The organism is Mycolicibacterium sarraceniae, assembly GCF_010731875.1.
GTDB lineage: Bacteria > Actinomycetota > Actinomycetes > Mycobacteriales > Mycobacteriaceae > Mycobacterium > Mycobacterium sarraceniae.
In genome coordinates this window covers 2,098,773-2,114,816 of record NZ_AP022595.1, presented here as the reverse complement: position 1 = coordinate 2,114,816, position 16,044 = coordinate 2,098,773, and the positions used below count along the sequence as shown (strand labels likewise).

Below are 16,044 nucleotides of genomic sequence, written 5' to 3'. Positions count from 1 at the left end.
GGTGTTAGTGGCGCAGCGACAGCTGGGTCAGCTCCATCAGTTCTTCGACGCGAATCCCGGTGTGGCGCAGGGTCTCGGCGACCGCCCAGCACCAGAACCCGTCGTCCTCCACCCCGGTGACGTCGATGCGTTTGGCCTCGCCGCGGATCCAGTTGGGCCGGGGTTGTCCGGGCGCCAGCCGGGCCCATACCCGTGCGCGCTCGTCGATGGCGAGGCGTTCCGGTGGCGCATCCCGGACGAACACGTAGCCGTTGACCTCGAACTGCACGCCGTGCCCGGCCGCGCGGGCCCTCTCGAAAAACAGTGCGCTGCGCTGCTTGTGTTCGTTTACCGCGGTCAGGAACGTCGGTAGCAGCGGCGTGAGCATGCGGGTGCGGCTTTGCATCTGGCTCTGTTGGCGCCGCTTGTTCTTGGCCGCCGCTCGGCTCAATGCCCGCGGCACGGGGCATGGCGCCACCCAGACGCCCCATCGCACCGGGTCATCGTGGGACCACTCGGCCAGATCGCGGTAGAAGCCGCGGATCGCGAACAACACGGAGTGGACTTCCCGGCGTTCGCGCCCGTCGGTCGTCAAGGCCAGTCGTTCACGCCACGCCGTGATGACGTCCGTTGATAGCCGTAGGTCGGTCTGCTGGGGGTTGATCTGCAGAATTTCCCACCAGAACAGGCGCACGATCCGGTAGGCCAGGCCTTCCAGTGAGCCGTAGTCCATGCCGGGGCGGATCTCTTCGAAGTAGTCCGCCAGTAGATCCCGTACGCCCGAGGGTGGGATGCCGTAGCGGTCGACGAGGGTGGCGGTCGAGTGTTGTCGTGTGTTGCCCTTTGCCGACCAGGCGGCCCGCAGCGTCGGGGCTTCGCCTGCCAGCGGTCCGAGTCGCACCAGCAGTTCCCACAGAAGATGTTCGCGGCGTTGCCGCCCCGAGGTCTTCACCACATCGGCGTAGTAGAGCAGGTCATCACCGGTGATCTGTTCGATGGTCTTGCCGGTGCGGATCATCACCCGCGTCAGTCCGGCTTCGGCGTCGCGCTGATGCCTCAGCAGCGATCCTTGATACTCGCTCAACTGGCGCAGCTTGGTGAGGGCATCACCGGCGTTGTGCTCGATGAATTGGGCGGTGTTGACCTTTGTTCGGGAATCGAGCATCCAGCTGTAGGACGGTCGCAGCACCCGTAATTGCAGCAGCGCGTTCATTCCTAGCAGGGTGGGTGAGTAGCGGTCGTATTGAGGCAGGTCGGCATGGTCCATCCAGGTCATCGGGGCGGCGTCGGAGCCGCTGGCCAGCCAGCGCTGCTCCCAAGTGTCGCCGGGGTAGCCGTTCAGCCGTGCCAGCAATGCTCGCGCACCGCGCACGATCATCTGGCGACGTTTCTGGTTGTAGGAGTGGTGATGACGGCGGACGGCGTCACACAACTCGTCCACCGTGCACTGCTGCATCGCGGCGCCGGGAGCCAGGGCGGGCAGTTCGGGCGGCGGCTGACTGGCGTCGTAGCCCTTCATGATGCGCAGTCGTCCGGTGCGCCCGAACCGGTCATCCGGTGGGATCGCCGCCAGGTGAGGCGAATCGGGCCGCGACAGTAGCTGAATCGACGGGGCGGCCGCCGCACGGGTCGCCGCAGCTTGCCGACGTTGCTGCAGTCGGGTGTCCTCGTCCTCGATGGTCACGACGGCTGGAGTCCCAATAATTCGCGCACCGCAGCCGCGTCGTAGCTCGGCTCGATCGTCGGCCCAAGGGCCGGTGGCCGGGCGTAGTGCTCGAGGACCTTGCCGACCAGATCCTCCAACCGTGGCTGGGTGTAGATCTGGGTCGTCATCACGCTGGCATGCCGCAGCACCGTCTGCACGTCGACCAACGTGAACGCCGGATCGGCGAGCAGCCGCGCCGCCGCGGTATGGCGAAAGTCGTGTAGCGACCAGTTCGTCCCCAAGCTTTCATTCGCCCGGCGCAGTACTGCGCGCATGGCGTGATAGTTCAGCGGGGCGGCCTTGGTTCGTCGCGTCCACCACACCGGACCGCCCGGACTCATGGGCGGCTGCTGCTCGGCGAGGTAGAGCGCCAGCCACACGAAGGAGTCCACCGACGCCGCCACCATCTCACGCGCCCGGCTGCCCTTGCTGGTCACCGTGATCGTGTAACGGCCGGCATCCAGGTCGCCGTGACACAAGCCCAACAACTCCGACGCCCGAACTCCCGACGACAGGTAGAAACTCACCAACGCACGGTCGCGGTGACTGCGCAACGCCGCGAACAGCGCCGTCGCGGCCTCATCCGTCAGGCCCCGCCAGACCGGGCGGGGTGTCTTCACAAAGTTGGCCTGCGCGGCACAACCATTAGTTCCGCGATCCAGGTCACCGGAACAGTCCGCGCCCACCCTTGCGACATATGCATCCTTATGCATATATTTCGGGCATGATTTCAGGACACGACCACAGCCACGGCGGTGACACGCGGGTGAGCCGGATGCTCATCGCCGCGGGCATCCTGACCGTGTTCTTCATCATCGAGCTCACCACTGCCCTGGCGATCAATTCGATCGCGCTGCTCGCCGACGCCGGCCATATGCTGACCGACCTGGTCGCTATGTTCATGGGGCTGACGGCGGTGCTGCTGGCCCGCCACGGTCCGGCATCGGCCGCGCGGACCTACGGCTGGCACCGCGCCGAGGTGTTCACCGCGGTGGCCAACGCCGTCCTGCTGCTGGGCGTCGCGACGTTCATCCTCTACGAGGCGTTCGACCGCCTCGGCAACGCGCCGGAGATACCCGGCGTCCCGATGATCGCGGTGGCATTGGCCGGCCTGATCGCCAACGTCGTCGTGGTGCTGCTGTTGCGCTCGCAGTCCCAGGAGAGCCTGGCCGTCAAGGGCGCCTACATGGAGGTCGTGGCCGACACCGTCGGCAGCATCGGCGTGCTGATCGCCGGCATCGTGAATGTGACGACCCGCTGGCCGTACGCCGATGTGGTGGTCGCGGTGTTCGTCGCCCTGTGGGTGCTGCCACGAGCAATCAATCTGGCCCGCGCGGCGCTGCGGATCCTGTCCGAATCCTCGCCCCAGCACATCGATGTCGAGGAGCTGCGCGCCGCCCTGGCCGCCGTCGACGGCGTCGCCGAGGTGCACGATCTGCACGTATGGACGCTGGTGCCCGGTAAAGACATGTGCACCGCCCACCTGACCAGCACCGGGAACTCCGACCGGATCCTCGACGACGCACGAGCGGTGCTGGCCGCCCGCGGACTGGACCATGCGACCGTGCAGGTCGAGCCACCCGGCAGTGCCGAGGACTGCCCTGGGCAGACCGACTGGTGACTTAGTTGAGCATTCCGTCGCACTGGCTGATCGACCTGGGCGTGCACCTCCCGCTTCGGGGGCGACCGGCCCTATGCCAACCGGGCCGCGGTACTGATACTGCACTAGGGCACCGACCGCAGCCGGACGTTGCGCCGCGGAGCTGAGCGGCTGCTTGCACTGCTCAATCTCGTCATCGAGCTACTCGTGGTCCGAAACTATTCGCTGGCAACGGCTTTCATCACCGCGACAGCACTGACGATCAGCTCGGGAACCCACGCCGTCGACATCGGCCAGCTGTTGTTGGCGCGCGGACCCGACACCCTGATCGGTTGCGCGGTCGGGGTGGCGGTCTACCTGGTGACGGCGCGCTGGCAGGAGTTCACCCGGCTCACCGACGCGATCGGACACCCGCTCGAAGCGACGCCCCTCCCGAGCCTGGTGCTCCCCCGCCGTTCCTGGCGGATGGATCACCTAGTTGCGCCAGGCGCTGGACCGTTAGGCCAGGCCCAGCTCACCCCGGGCGGCCGGATCGCAGTCGTCGAGCAGATCGACGCAGCGGGCGAACTCCTCGGTCTCCCCGATCGTGTCGGCCGCGCGTGCCAGGGCCGCCACACACCGCAGGAAGCCGCGGTTGGGTTCGTGGCCATACGGCACCGGGCCGAAACCCTTCCAGCCGTTGCGGCGCAGCTGGTCCAGACCGCGGTGGTAGCCGGTCCGGGCGTAGGCGTACGCGGTGATCGCCTTGTCGTCAGCCAGCGCTTCCTCGGCCAGGACAGCCCACGCCACCGATGCCGATGGGTGAGCGGCAGCCACGATCGCGGGATTCTCACCAGCCAGGAGCTCGGCTTCGGCCTCAATATCACCGGGCAGCAGCACGGGCGGGGGGCCCAGAAGATCACCAAAGGATGTCATTGGCCCATTGTGCCGGTGCCGCCGCCAGCGCATGGTCACACCCAACCGTTAGGGTCGAAGCACCAGTACTTCAGAAGGACGGCAGCACCCCATGTCGAACCCATCCGGGCCCGACCACGACGACGCGACCAACGCGATCGTCGGAAGCGACGACGAGCAGCCAACCCAAGAGACCGACGCAGCTACCGAGGCGATCGGGGCCACCGACGTACCATCCGAACGCCGTTACACCGCACCCGGATTCGATGCGGGGTCGACGCAGATCATCGACCGCACCCCGGACCCCGAGACCGAGATCTTCTCCACCCCCACCGAGGTCTTCGCCGTATCCGGTCCGCCGCGAACCGGTCCGCAGGCCATCCCGGCGCGTCCGGTGACGACGCGGCGGCGCAGCTGGGCGCTGGTGCTCGCGGTGATCGCCGTCATCGCGGCGCTGGCCGCGGTGGCCGTGCTGGCGACCTTCCTGCTGACCCGCGACGATTCCGCTAAAGAATCCCAGGAAGACCGGGTCCGCTCGGCCATTGCGCACTTCGATACGGCCGTGCAAAACGGTGACCTGGCCGCACTGCGCGGCATCACCTGTGGCCAAACCAGGGACAGTTACGTCAGATACGACGATGCCGCCTGGTCGGACACCCATGCGCGGGTGGCCGCGGCGGGGCAGTACCCCGTGGTGGCCAGCATCGACGAGGTCGTCGTCAATGGCGACCACGCCGAAGCCAACGTGACCTCGTACATGGCGTTCGATCCGACCACCCGGTCCACCCGGTCTTTCGACCTGCAGTTCCGCGACAACCAGTGGAAGATCTGCCAGTCGTCCTGAGCGTCCTAGCCAGTGGAGACTGAACGGCCCGCGCTGTGCAGGTCGTTGCAGGCCTCGACCACGCGCTCGGACATCGAGGCCTCGGCCTTCTTCAGGTAGCTGCGCGGGTCATAGACCTTCTTGTTGCCGACCTCGCCGTCGATCTTCAGCACACCGTCGTAGTTGGTGAACATGTGTGCGGCCAGCGGGCGGGTGAAGGCGTACTGGGTGTCGGTGTCGACGTTCATCTTCACCACGCCGTACTTCAACGAGTCCTCGATCTCCGACTTCAACGAGCCCGAGCCTCCGTGGAAGACGAAATCGAACGGCTTGGCCCCCTCGGCCAGACCCAGCTTGGCGACGGCGACCCGCTGGCCCTCGGCCAGCACCTCGGGCTTGAGCACGACGTTGCCCGGCTTGTAGACGCCGTGCACATTGCCGAACGTCGCAGCCAGCAGATACTTGCCGTGCTCGCCGATTCCGAGGGCCTCGATGGTCTTCTCGAAGTCTTCCGGGCTGGTGTAAAGCTTCTCGTTGATCTCCGCCTCGACGCCGTCCTCTTCGCCGCCGACCACGCCGATCTCGATTTCGAGGATGATCTTGGCGTCCGCGGCCTGCTTGAGCAGTTCCTGGGCGATCGACAGGTTCTCGTCGATCGGGACCGCCGAGCCGTCCCACATATGAGACTGGAACAGCGGGTTGGCGCCCTTGGCCACCCGTTCGGCCGAGATGGCCAGCAGCGGACGCACGTAGGTGTCGAGCTTGTCCTTGGGGCAGTGATCGGTGTGCAGCGCGACGGTGATCGGGTACTTAGCGGCGACCACATGGGCGAACTCGGCCAGCGCCACCGCGCCGGTGACCATCTCCTTCACCCCGAGGCCAGAAGCGAATTCGGCTCCGCCGGTTGAGAATTGGATGATGCCGTCACTGCCGGCGTCGGCGAATCCTTTGATCGCTGCGTTGACGCTCTCCGAGCCGACGCAGTTGATCGCCGGGAATGCGAACGAGTGCTCCTTGGCGCGGCCCAGCATCTCCGCGTAGACCTCGGGCGTTGCGATGGGCATGGCACTTCCTCTCGACTCTGGCGCTGAACGAAGTCAGTATGTCAAGAAGCCCGTCGACTGGCACGGGGCACTGACATCTCGCACCGGTACCCTTAGGCGTCGTGACCACCACCACCCTGGCGCTCATGCCGTCGTTTCTCGACCCGCTGCATCTGATCGAGCAGTTCGGCACCTGGGCGCTGGTCGGCATTCTGGTCGTCGTCTTCATCGAATCCGGTGTGCTGTTTCCCGTGCTGCCCGGTGACACGCTGCTCTTCGTGGCGGGCATGCTCGCCGCCGGCACGGCCGCACGCGGCGCTGACGTCAATGCGAACTTCCAGCTCTGGCAACTGCTGGTGTTCATCCCGATCGCCGCGATCCTCGGCGGGCAGGTCGGCTATATCGTCGGCCGGTTCCTGGGGACGGCGATGTTCAAACCGAATGCGCGGCTCCTCAAGCAGCGCTACCTGGATGAGGCGCACCTCTTCTTCGAGCAACGCGGACCCTTCGCGATCGTGCTCGCCCGGTTCATCCCGATCGTGCGGACGCTGGCTCCCATCACCGCGGGTGCGGCGAAAATGACGTACGGGGTCTTCACGCTCTACAACGTCATCGGCGCGATCCTGTGGGGCGTCGGGCTGACATTGCTCGGCTATGGGCTGGGCCAGTTCGAGATCATTCAGAAGCTGCTCGAACCGATCTTCATCCTCATCGCGGTTGCGTCGATCGCCCCGATGATCTGGGAGTGGTACAAGCGCCGCAAGGCCGCCCGCGCCGCGACCCACCCCGTCACCGAGTCGTAGCGGACGCAATAAAAGTTGCTCACCGGGTCGTCCCGCGCCATCGCGCGGGACGGTTGTTCCAGCATTTTGCCAGATAGTACACAGCGTTTCTCCCAGGAAACCACCGTAGTTTTCGCTGATCAAGCGAAAGGACACGGGGAACATGAAGCTAATTCTCAAGGGAGCGGTCGTAGTGGCCGGCATCGCGATCGCCACCGCGTTCGGCCCCACAGTGGTTGCTGTCGCCAGCCCGACGACAACATTTGCCGTCCAGGATGGTGACAGCGGCGTCGGCGGCGCGAAAATCGACGCCGACGGCACCCAGGGCGACTACAAAGCGGCAGTCGACGGATCGATAAGCGGACCGCAGATGGTTGCCAAGCCGCAGACCTAAGACTGCGACAGCCGCGCCAGCGCGGCGAACAGCTCCTGCAGGCCAGGTTTGGCCCGAAAGTCCATGTGACGCTGTCGAGTTGAGCGCCGGCTAGCTGGGAAAATTGACGTCCTTGGTGACGGCTTCCCACTCGTCGATCGACGCCGACAGTGCGGCGATCTTCTCGCGCACCGCCTTGAGGACGTCACGGCCGAGCAGCAGCCGCAGCGGCGGCTCGTCGAGGCCGGCGACCATCACCACCGCCTCGGCGACTTTGCGTGGATCTCCGGGCAGGTGGTCGGCGAAATCCTTGATCAGCGACTTTCGTGTGCCGACACTGTCGTCGTAATCACCGATCGGCGTAGATGATTCCCACATCGACCGCTTGGCCCAATCGGTCCGGAATGCGCCGGGCTCGATGGCCGTCACTTTGATCCCGAGTGGCATGACCTCCTGGGCCAGCGCCTCGGTGAGCGCTTCGAGCGCGAACTTCGTCGACGAGTAGTACGCGTTGGGCGGGTTGGACACCAGTCCCGTCATCGACGAGATGTTGATGATGTGCCCGGCCCCGCGCTCCCGCATTGATGGCAGCACCGCCTTGATGGTGTCGACAACACCGAAGTAATTGGTGTCGAACAAGAGTCGGACCTTCGCGTCCTCGCCTTCCTCGACCGCCGACAGGTAACCGTTGCCGGCATTGTTCACCAGTACGTCCACCCCGCCGAACGTGGCATCGGCCGCGGCCACCGCGTCGGCGATCAGATCCTTGTCGGTGACGTCGAGCGCAATGGCCAGCGCACGGTCGCCGAACTCGTCGGCCAGATCCTGTACCGACTCGATCCGCCGAGCCGTCACCACCACATTGTTTCCGGCTTCCAAGGCGGCCCTGGCGATCTCACGTCCGATACCGGTTGAGCATCCGGTCACCAGCCAGCAACCCATGTCAGTTGGTCCTCTCGTTCGGAGTGCCTTCGGGTATCCGGCGAAGATAGGCTTGACGCCGCAGCGCCAACTGCTCGGCCCGCCCCTCGGCGCTCACGCGCGGAATGTCGGGCACCTCGTCGTCGAGCCGGTCGAGCGCCACGACCCGGCCGGTCGCACCGAGATCCGGCCGCGGACCACCCTCGTCGAATTCGGCCATCCGCAGTGTCAGGATGCCTTCCCGTAGACCGTCGGAGTCGATCCAGTTCGCCACGCCGGGATCGACCGGGGAGATGACGTAGGTGTAGCTGCCATCGGCGTTGGGCAACGACTGCGCCTTGTTCAGGCTGCCGGTGCGGTCGACGATGTTCAGTGTGGTGCCCCAGATATTGCTCAGCGGCACTGTGAAGTATTCGGCGCCACCATCTTTGACGTCGACGACGAAGGTCTCATCCGGGCCGAGATCGAACCGGCCCATCACGTAGACCTGGTTCTTCATGGCGCCGACTTTGTCCGCCGACCAGGCCAGGTTGAAGTTGTTGGCCGGCATCTTGTAAATGCCGTGGCTGAGCTTGCCGGTGAAGTTCGCGAAGTGGGCCATCATGTCCGCGGTGGCATCGGCTTGTTCGTCGGCGGTGCGGGCCGGCGTGCCCGGCGCGCCGCCGAGGCGCTCCACGGTGATGTGGTTGGGGTCGTCGTTGGCCCAGTCCAAGAGGACGTCGCGGATGTAGAACTCGTGTGCTTCCGCGGTGGTCTGCACATGGTTGGGACGCCCGTTGGCGGGCTCGGAATCCACTGTGATGGTGTAACTTCCGTCGCTGTCGACGTCCATGGTCTTGCCGTTCAGCACGGCCACGGTGCCCATGTTGGGATCCCACAGCGTGAAGTAATTCTCCGTCATCCGGTTCCGCCCGACGCGGCCGCGGATCTCATAGCGTTCGTCACCCGAAATCGGGATCACCCGGTAAACGGTGTCGGGGTTGTCGATACCCCACCGCGATCCGGGGATCTGCCGGTCCGCCACCGGGTGCGCCAGCCGGGTGATGCAACTGACCTTCGGCCGCAGCTTGTCCTGATTGGACGACCACACCGCGGCGGAAAACATCACTTCGGCAAAAGCCGCATCGAAGCGCTCCCGCATGGCGTCAGAAGCCTTGGCGCGGCCCAGCCAATTCTCCGCGACAGTCTGATACGCCGCCTTGACCGTAGGGTGTTCGGTCAGCGCGAGTGCGGCAAGCTCCTGCTCGTGTTGCGACTCCGTTGCCACCGCATCGTCGGCGATCATTGCTTGTCCTTTCGGAAGCGTTTGTTATACAAGGAGAATCGCTCGTTCACTTGAGCGTCACTGAGGCCGTAGGAAGACAGGTCGTACGACGGCCGCGCGACCTCGTGCGGCCGCTTGGCCAGCCAGTCGGTCATCGCGGTGACCACCGTGTCCGTCAGCGGCAGACCGACCGCGTCGTACACCCGGCTCACCTGGCCGATCGAGTCGCCGACAGCTTCGTCGAAGTGGATGTCGGTGACCCGCGCCGATTCGTCAGACCAGCTCTCGCGCACGGCCATCGCCCGGTCGTTGGTCCAGCCCATCCGCTCCAGCCACTGTGCACCAACGCGGTTGAGGTCGACCTCGTCGGCATGCATGGCATGCAGGGTCGCATTGAGGCTCGCCCCTGAGGAGACGGTGGTGCGCGGGTCCCGATGCATGTGCACGACATGCACATCGGGGAACTGATGGCGCAGTTCGTCGAGGTACCCCAGGTGGGCCGGGGATTTCAGCACCCAACGCCCTGCGGTGATCCCGCGCTGACGCTTCTGCCACTGCAGGAACCTCAACATCCGGTGCAGATAGTCGTATGCGGGCGTGAAATCCTGTGTGTTCAACCATGATCGGTAGTGGGGTAGGTTGGCGCCGGACTCCGGCACATGGGACAGGAACGCGTCAGCCAGGAAGACGATCTCCTCCTCCGCCTCCCGCGCATACATCGGATGGATGGCGAACAGTTCCGGTGCCAGCTCCCGTGACTTGTTCTCTCGTGCTTCACTGATCGCGATCCGCGGGTCGGTGCCGGCGAAGTCGTAGTCCAGCTTCGGAGCGGCCTCCACCACCTCCCAGCCCCGCGCGCAGTGCAGCCGCGTGTCTGCGGCGAGCAGACGCTGCAGCAGGGTCGTTCCGCTGCGCATCATTCCCACCACCACGATCGGCGCCTCGACTTCTTCGTCGAGGATCTCGGGATGACGACGGATCCATTCCTCGGCGCGAAGCCGCATCCGCAGGCTGTGTACTAGACCCGACCGCAGGATGTGCTCGCCGATCACATTGAGCCCGGCACCGGGATAATCATCGAGCAACACTGCCAGGGGCTCCTGGAAATCCCCCGGGCCCCAGTCGGTGAGACCTTCCTTGCCGATCGCGGACGCCAGCACCGCGTCCATAGCGAAAGCGCCCGTCGTCGCCATCGGATCAGAACTTCAGATGCTGGCTCACGTCGCCGACTTGGTCGACGAACATGGTGCGGGAGTCGAACCACCACTGGCCGTCGATCCGGTGGAAGGTGTCGTGATAGTGGCCGGTGACGATGATCTGCAACGGAAGGTCGGGCGTCGCCTGGGTGACGGTGTAGTAGGCCTTGCCGCGCGCAGTGCCCGCGTCGTCGTCGACGTAGAGCTGCACATTGCTGGTGTTGTGCTTGGTCTTCGGTGTGCCGTCCTCGTAGAGGCGGGTCGCCATCTCGTACATCTGGCGCACCCGCTGCGGTCCGGCGAACAGCGTCTCGGGTGGGCCGTTCTCCACACCGCAGATCCGGCCATGCGTGAACAACGCGGCAACCCCGTCAAGGTCGCCGGCATCCAGCAGTTCGGCATAGGCGTAGATGAGGTTCGTGATCGCCTGCGCACTGTCACTCATAACAAGGGGCATGATCGCAGAGCGATTGCTTAGATGGTCTTGTTTGTCCAGAATTTCCCATTATGCTCGCCGACGTGACGCAGTGGTCGCCGAGCAGGCTCGGCAATCTGGCCGGTAAACGGATCATCGTGACGGGTGCGACCAATGGCGTGGGCCTCGGCACCACGCGGGCGCTGGCCCGGGCCGGCGCGCACGTCATCATGGCGGTCCGCAACACCACGCTGGGCGCGCAGCGCGCCGCCGAGATCGACGGCTCCACCGAGGTGATCAAAGTCGATCTCGCCGACCTGGCCTCAGTGCGGGCCTTCGCGGACGCACTCGACGGCGACGTGGACATCCTGATCAACAACGCCGGTGTGCTGAACGATCAGCGTCACGAAACCATCGACGGTTTCGAAGCGACGCTGGGCACCAACATGCTCGGACCGTTCGCGCTGACGAATCTGGTGTTTCACCGGGTGCGCTCGCAGATCATCAACGTCGCTTCCGACGGCCACCGGATGGCGACGCTGCGGCTCGACGATATGCACCTGCGCCGAACGAAATGGACCGCGCTCAATGCCTACGGGCATTCGAAACTCGCGATGATGTTGTGGGGCCTCGAGCTCGACCGGCGCCTGCGCGCGGCCGACTCCGACGTTGTCACCCACCTGATCCATCCCGGCTGGGTCGCCTCCAACCTGGCGCAGACCTCCGATTCGCCGTTGATGTCAGCGGCGTACAAGGTGGTCGACGGATTCGCCCAGCGGCTGGCCAATGACGTCGACCAGGGTGCGGTGCCCACGCTGTACAGCATCAGTGAGCCGATACCGCCGGGCAGCTACGTCGGGCCCAACGGCCGGTTTGGTCTGCGTGGCGTCCCGGCACTGATCGGCCGTTCACCGGGCGCATGCGATTACGACGCCGCCGCCAGGGTCGTACAGTTCGCCGAACAGGAAACCGGCACAACGCTTCCCGTCTAGGGGGTTGCCCCCGGCCGGTTGGCCTCAAGCGCCCGGATCAGGCTGGCCGAATCCCACGGCCCGCGATGACGGATACCGTTGACGAAGAACGTCGGTGTGGCGTTGAGGTCCATCAGCTCAGCGTCCTGCACATCGTCATCGACCCGGTGCAGCACCCGCGGTGAGTGCAGGTCCTCGTCGAATCGGGTGATGTCACAGCCGACTTGGTCGGCATAGCGGTAGATGTGCTGCCATTCCAGGTAGTCCTGGAACTCGAACATCATCGTCCCCATCTCGAAGAACTTGCCTTGCAGGGCAGCAGCTTCACTGGCTCGCGCGGCATCCGTGGCCCGCGGGTGCACCCGTTCCAGGGGAAGATGCCGCCATATGTAGCGCAGTTGGTCGCCGAAGTGGGCGCGGACTTCGTCGATCCCGCCGGTGGCGCGGCTGCAGAACGGGCATTCGTAGTCGCCGTACTCGACCAGCGTCAGCGGCGCATCGACCGGCCCACGGATGTGATCGCGGCTCGGATCGATATCGCGGACCAGCTTGTATCCGACCGCCAACGGCGGGCTGAACCGGTCGGTAAGCCAGAAGACCGCCCACCCCAACGTGAATGCGATGACCGACGCCGCCAGGACACCGACGCGGGCCATATCGGCAGCGTGCGGGTCGTCGATCGCGATATCGATGATGAACAGCGCGATGGTGAATCCGATACCGGACAGCGCCGCGCCGCCGGCGATCCGCCGCAGCGTCAGCCCCGGGGACAGCCGGCCCAGCCCGGTGCGCTGCACGAGCCAGGTCGCGCCGGTGATGCCGATCAGCTTGCCGATCAGCAGACCGGCCACCACACCCCAGGTCAGCGGTGACCGCATCGCCGCCAGCACGGTATCGGAGTCCAGCGGCACACCGGCATTGGCCAACGCGAACAGCGGCAGCACCCCGAAGGACACATACGGCCCGAACCCCGTCACCAGTCGCTCGTTGATCGAGATCGAGTCACGCAGGCTGCGGGTGGCCGCCCGGGCATACTCCGAGTTCGGCGACTGGCGGAACGCCCGGATCACGTCGACTGCCGCCTCCACCCGCTGACGCTCGGGGGTGAACACCGGGATCACCAGTGCCACGATCACACCGGCCAGCGTCGGGTGCACACCACCGTTGAACAGAGCTAACCAGAGGGCAACGGCCAGAATGCAATACATCACACCGCGCATGGCATCGGGCAGGTAGCGCACGCCGATCAGGGCGGCCACCAGCACGACGGCGATCAGCAGCGGGACGATCCGGATGTGATCGGAGTAGAACAGGGCGATGGCGGCCAGCGCACCGACATCATCGACCACAGCCAACGTCAACAGGAACGTCCGCAGCCGCGCGGGGTATTGAGGGGCGATGATCGCCAGCGCACCGATCAGGAACGCGGTGTCGGTCGAGATGACCACGCCCCACGCGGTGGTGTCATCGCCGGATGGGTTGAACAGCAGGAAGATCACCGCGGGCAGAGTCAGCCCGGCGACAGCGGCCACCACCGGCACCAGTGCACGGGAGCGTTCGGTCAGTTCCCCGATGGTGAACTGGGCCTTGACTTCCAGCCCTACGATGAAGAAGAAGAACGCCATCAGCGCGTCGTTGACGATCGCTTTGACCGTCAGCGCCCCGTGGTAGTCACCGAAGCTCAATCCGACGTGCGTTTCCCAAAATTCGGAATAGGTGTGTGCCCAGGGCGAATTCGCCCACACGATGGCCACGACGGTGAAGATCAGCAGTAGTGCTGCAGCGGCGTTCTCGCCGAAACGCTTCGCTGTCGGGTCGCGCCCCAGCCGGCTGCCCCTCACGCTGTCACCGTATGCGCAGCCTCCATCAACATCCAACCCGACAGCTGCACCGAGAGATCGCGCTCCGGGGTCAGCGACGAGTTGACCGCGCCCTCGACGAACTGCGCCTGCCCGCCACCGGCGGTCGGGATTTCGGCGGTGCTGTCCCAGGAGTTCCCGAACAGCGGCAGCCCGTCCACACTTTGGCGGTTTTCCCACGCGGCCTCCGCCGACGCCAGCACGATCGCACGGGCACTATCCCCCGCATCATCGGGAAGCGCGGTCGCCGCGAGTGCCAGATACCGGGCGGTGATCCCGGCGAACAGTCCGCCGTCGCCGCCGCCAGCCCCGCTCACGATTCCGCCGGGCGCCATATGCTCGCCGATCGCCGTGACCAGCCGACGCACCCGGGCCGGGTGCCGGTCGTCATGGGTGCGCACCGCCAACTCGGTCTCCAACCCCAGCACGACCCCCTGGCAGTAGGTGTACTGCGCGCGCACCAACGATCCGCCCTTGATGCCGTCGAACACCAGATGGGTCTCGGGGTCGATCAGCGTTTCATCGATCCAGTCGGCCATCTGCTGGGCCCGCCGCAACCGATCGCCGTAGCGGGCCAGGAATATTCCGGCCGGACCGTTGGCCGGCGCGTTGAAGAACTGATCCTGTTTGCGCCAAGGGATTCCGCCGCCGTCCTCGGGCACCCACGACGTGACGAACTGTTCGCAGAGGGTCTTGCACGCGCGCGGTCGATCGACACCGGCGACCCGCTGGGCACGCTCCAAGGCCAGTGCCAGCCAGGCCATGTCGTCGTAATAGCTGTTCGTCCACCGGCCGTTGTTACGCAGCCGGTGGCCGCGAATCTGCCGTTTGATCGTGCCCACCCGGTCCGGTTGGGGCTCGCGTAGCTGCGCGTCGACAAGACAATCCAGCAGGTGCGCCTGCCACCAGTAGTGCCAGGTTCCGAACCATCTGTGACCGCGGGCGGGCGGCCAGCTGACCACGCCGAGCTGCGTTCCGGGCAAGCCCCAGACTGCGCGCAGATGGCGTTTCGTTATCGCGGCCTCAGCACTGGCAGCGCGGTTGGCCCACAGCTGATCCATACCGACAATCCTGCCCTACCAAGCCTGCGAGAGATCGGCCCATTGCCTGATCCAGGCGTGCATCGCGATACCGGCGGCGACGGCCGCGTTGACGCTGCGGGTCGAGCCGAATTGGGCGATCGACACCGTCATCGCCGCTCCGGTCCGAGCCGCTTCGGAAATGCCGGGCCCCTCCTGGCCGAACACCATCAGGCAGTCGCGCGGCAGCGTGGTGGTTTCTACCCGCACGGCGCCGTCGATGTTGTCGACGGCGAGGACGGTCAATCCGGCGTCGGCGGCGAAGGCCAGTAACTCGTCGGTGCTGTCATGGTGAGCCAACCGCTGGTAGCGGTCGGTGACCATGGCCCCGCGCCGGTTCCAGCGCCGGCGGCCCACGATGTGCACGGTATCGACGGCGAAGGCGTTGGCCGTGCGGACCACCGCGCCGATGTTGGCATCGTTGCCAAAGTTCTCGATCGCGATGTGCAGCGGGTGCCGACGATGATCGATATCGGCGATGATCGCCTCCCGCGTCCAGTACCGATACGCGTCGACGACGTTGCGAGTATCGCCCTGGCGCAACAGCTCTGGGTCATAGCGTGGGTCATCGGGCAGCTCACCGGCCCAGGGCCCGACGCCGGGGGCGCCGGTGCTCCACTCGGTGGGGCCGGCGTCAGTCACAGTTCACCCAGACCGCGGTCTGGGACCCGGCCGTCCGGGGCCGCAGCGTCAGTGTCGACGAGCACACAGTCACCGCGCCGCCCACAATCAGCAACCGAGTTGTTGTGGCCCATCAGGGCCGGCGACCCCCCGACGCGGGCCCCAGCGACTCCGCGACCAAACTTGCTGGCCGCACGCGGCCGCGCGCCGGCGCAGATGACGCCGACAGACGTCGGCGGGAGGACTGTCCGATGAGCGAATTTTCGTGCTCGCGCGGCGGTCTGGCCGGACCGCAACGCCAGTGGGACACAGGTCACCCGACGCCCTTTCTGCCCCTAGTTCACACTCCGGCCGTAGTATCCGGTTTCAACTCGCCGGTTATGACAACTCAGTTAGCTGGCGCGACGCGGACACAGGTTGCACGTCCCTGGGGGCAACCCGACAGCGAACCCGAGCTATCGGGAGACTACCTGCACGGCGCATTTCGTAGCTACGAAAGGTCCCGGCCGCGGCCTACCC

The 16,044-nt window shown here is 65.7% G+C and carries 16 protein-coding genes and 1 pseudogene; 6 read left to right on the top strand and 11 right to left on the bottom strand.

The window, feature by feature from the left end; translation table 11 throughout:
• Nucleotides 1-4 precede the first annotated feature (4 nt).
• The gene (locus G6N13_RS25035) at nt 5-1,663 is read right to left on the bottom strand and encodes a site-specific integrase (RefSeq protein ID WP_163696810.1); all 1,659 of its coding nucleotides are present in this window, start codon (nt 1,661-1,663) and stop codon (nt 5-7) included.
• Nucleotides 1,660-2,304 (bottom strand): tyrosine-type recombinase/integrase, encoded by a 645-nt coding sequence (locus G6N13_RS10465; RefSeq protein ID WP_235677991.1) that lies wholly within the window; start codon nt 2,302-2,304, stop codon nt 1,660-1,662. Before G6N13_RS10465 ends, G6N13_RS25035 begins: the two co-directional genes overlap by 4 nt.
• 104 nt (nt 2,305-2,408) lie before the next feature.
• On the opposite strand from G6N13_RS10465, the gene G6N13_RS10460 reads away from it, so the two are divergent.
• Nucleotides 2,409-3,305, top strand: coding sequence for a cation diffusion facilitator family transporter (locus G6N13_RS10460; RefSeq protein WP_163696808.1), 897 nt, complete (start codon nt 2,409-2,411; stop codon nt 3,303-3,305).
• Nucleotides 3,306-3,491: 186 nt separating this feature from the next.
• Nucleotides 3,492-3,578 (top strand): annotated as a pseudogene (locus G6N13_RS26155) (hypothetical protein); the annotation flags it as partial.
• Nucleotides 3,579-3,782: 204 nt separating this feature from the next.
• Here the strand turns inward: G6N13_RS26155 and G6N13_RS10455 are convergent.
• Nucleotides 3,783-4,199 carry a DUF3151 domain-containing protein gene (locus G6N13_RS10455; protein WP_163696806.1) on the bottom strand — a complete coding sequence of 139 codons (417 nt, stop codon included), beginning with the start codon at nt 4,197-4,199 and terminating at the stop codon, nt 3,783-3,785.
• Between the two features lie 91 nt (nt 4,200-4,290).
• Between G6N13_RS10455 and G6N13_RS10450 the strand changes: the two genes are divergently transcribed.
• Nucleotides 4,291-5,022 (top strand): Rv0361 family membrane protein, encoded by a 732-nt coding sequence (locus G6N13_RS10450; RefSeq protein ID WP_163696804.1) that lies wholly within the window; start codon nt 4,291-4,293, stop codon nt 5,020-5,022.
• 5 nt (nt 5,023-5,027) lie between these two features.
• Here G6N13_RS10450 and fbaA read toward each other — a convergent pair whose 3' ends face one another.
• The gene (gene fbaA / locus G6N13_RS10445) at nt 5,028-6,065 is read right to left on the bottom strand and encodes a class II fructose-bisphosphate aldolase (protein ID WP_163696803.1); all 1,038 of its coding nucleotides are present in this window, start codon (nt 6,063-6,065) and stop codon (nt 5,028-5,030) included.
• 125 nt (nt 6,066-6,190) lie between these two features.
• On the opposite strand from fbaA, the gene G6N13_RS10440 reads away from it, so the two are divergent.
• A complete protein-coding gene (locus G6N13_RS10440) occupies nt 6,191-6,847 on the top strand; it encodes a VTT domain-containing protein (protein WP_163701959.1) in 657 nt (218 codons plus the stop codon).
• A gap of 142 nt (nt 6,848-6,989) precedes the next feature.
• Complete coding sequence (locus tag G6N13_RS10435; RefSeq protein WP_163696801.1) at nt 6,990-7,220, top strand: hypothetical protein; 231 nt, start codon at nt 6,990-6,992, stop codon at nt 7,218-7,220.
• A 90-nt stretch (nt 7,221-7,310) separates the two neighbouring features.
• Here G6N13_RS10435 and G6N13_RS10430 read toward each other — a convergent pair whose 3' ends face one another.
• The 4 genes from G6N13_RS10430 to G6N13_RS10415 are packed head-to-tail and all read right to left on the bottom strand — an operon-like array spanning nt 7,311 to nt 11,025.
• Nucleotides 7,311-8,141 (bottom strand): oxidoreductase, encoded by an 831-nt coding sequence (locus G6N13_RS10430; RefSeq protein WP_163696799.1) that lies wholly within the window; start codon nt 8,139-8,141, stop codon nt 7,311-7,313.
• A gap of 1 nt (nt 8,142) precedes the next feature.
• Entirely contained in the window at nt 8,143-9,405 is a 1,263-nt protein-coding gene (locus G6N13_RS10425) for a hypothetical protein (protein WP_235677990.1), read from the bottom strand.
• Nucleotides 9,402-10,577 carry a sulfotransferase family protein gene (locus G6N13_RS10420; RefSeq protein ID WP_163696797.1) on the bottom strand — a complete coding sequence of 392 codons (1,176 nt, stop codon included), beginning with the start codon at nt 10,575-10,577 and terminating at the stop codon, nt 9,402-9,404. Before G6N13_RS10420 ends, G6N13_RS10425 begins: the two co-directional genes overlap by 4 nt.
• A 4-nt stretch (nt 10,578-10,581) precedes the next feature.
• Nucleotides 10,582-11,025, bottom strand: a complete 444-nt coding sequence (locus G6N13_RS10415; RefSeq protein ID WP_163696795.1) for a nuclear transport factor 2 family protein — start codon at nt 11,023-11,025, stop codon at nt 10,582-10,584.
• A gap of 62 nt (nt 11,026-11,087) precedes the next feature.
• On the opposite strand from G6N13_RS10415, the gene G6N13_RS10410 reads away from it, so the two are divergent.
• Entirely contained in the window at nt 11,088-11,987 is a 900-nt protein-coding gene (locus G6N13_RS10410; RefSeq protein ID WP_163696793.1) for an SDR family NAD(P)-dependent oxidoreductase, read from the top strand.
• On the opposite strand, the gene nhaA is transcribed toward G6N13_RS10410, so the two are convergent.
• From nhaA to G6N13_RS10395, 3 genes are read right to left on the bottom strand one after another with little or no spacing between them, the layout of a single operon-like run.
• Nucleotides 11,984-13,807 carry a Na+/H+ antiporter NhaA gene (nhaA, locus tag G6N13_RS10405; RefSeq protein WP_163696791.1) on the bottom strand — a complete coding sequence of 608 codons (1,824 nt, stop codon included), beginning with the start codon at nt 13,805-13,807 and terminating at the stop codon, nt 11,984-11,986. The genes G6N13_RS10410 and nhaA overlap by 4 nt on opposite strands.
• Entirely contained in the window at nt 13,804-14,886 is a 1,083-nt protein-coding gene (locus G6N13_RS10400; protein WP_163696789.1) for a glycoside hydrolase family 76 protein, read from the bottom strand. The genes nhaA and G6N13_RS10400 overlap by 4 nt, the downstream gene beginning before the upstream one ends.
• Nucleotides 14,887-14,901: 15 nt before the next feature.
• A complete protein-coding gene (locus G6N13_RS10395) occupies nt 14,902-15,546 on the bottom strand; it encodes a TrmH family RNA methyltransferase (RefSeq protein ID WP_163696787.1) in 645 nt (214 codons plus the stop codon).
• Nucleotides 15,547-16,044 lie beyond the last annotated feature (498 nt).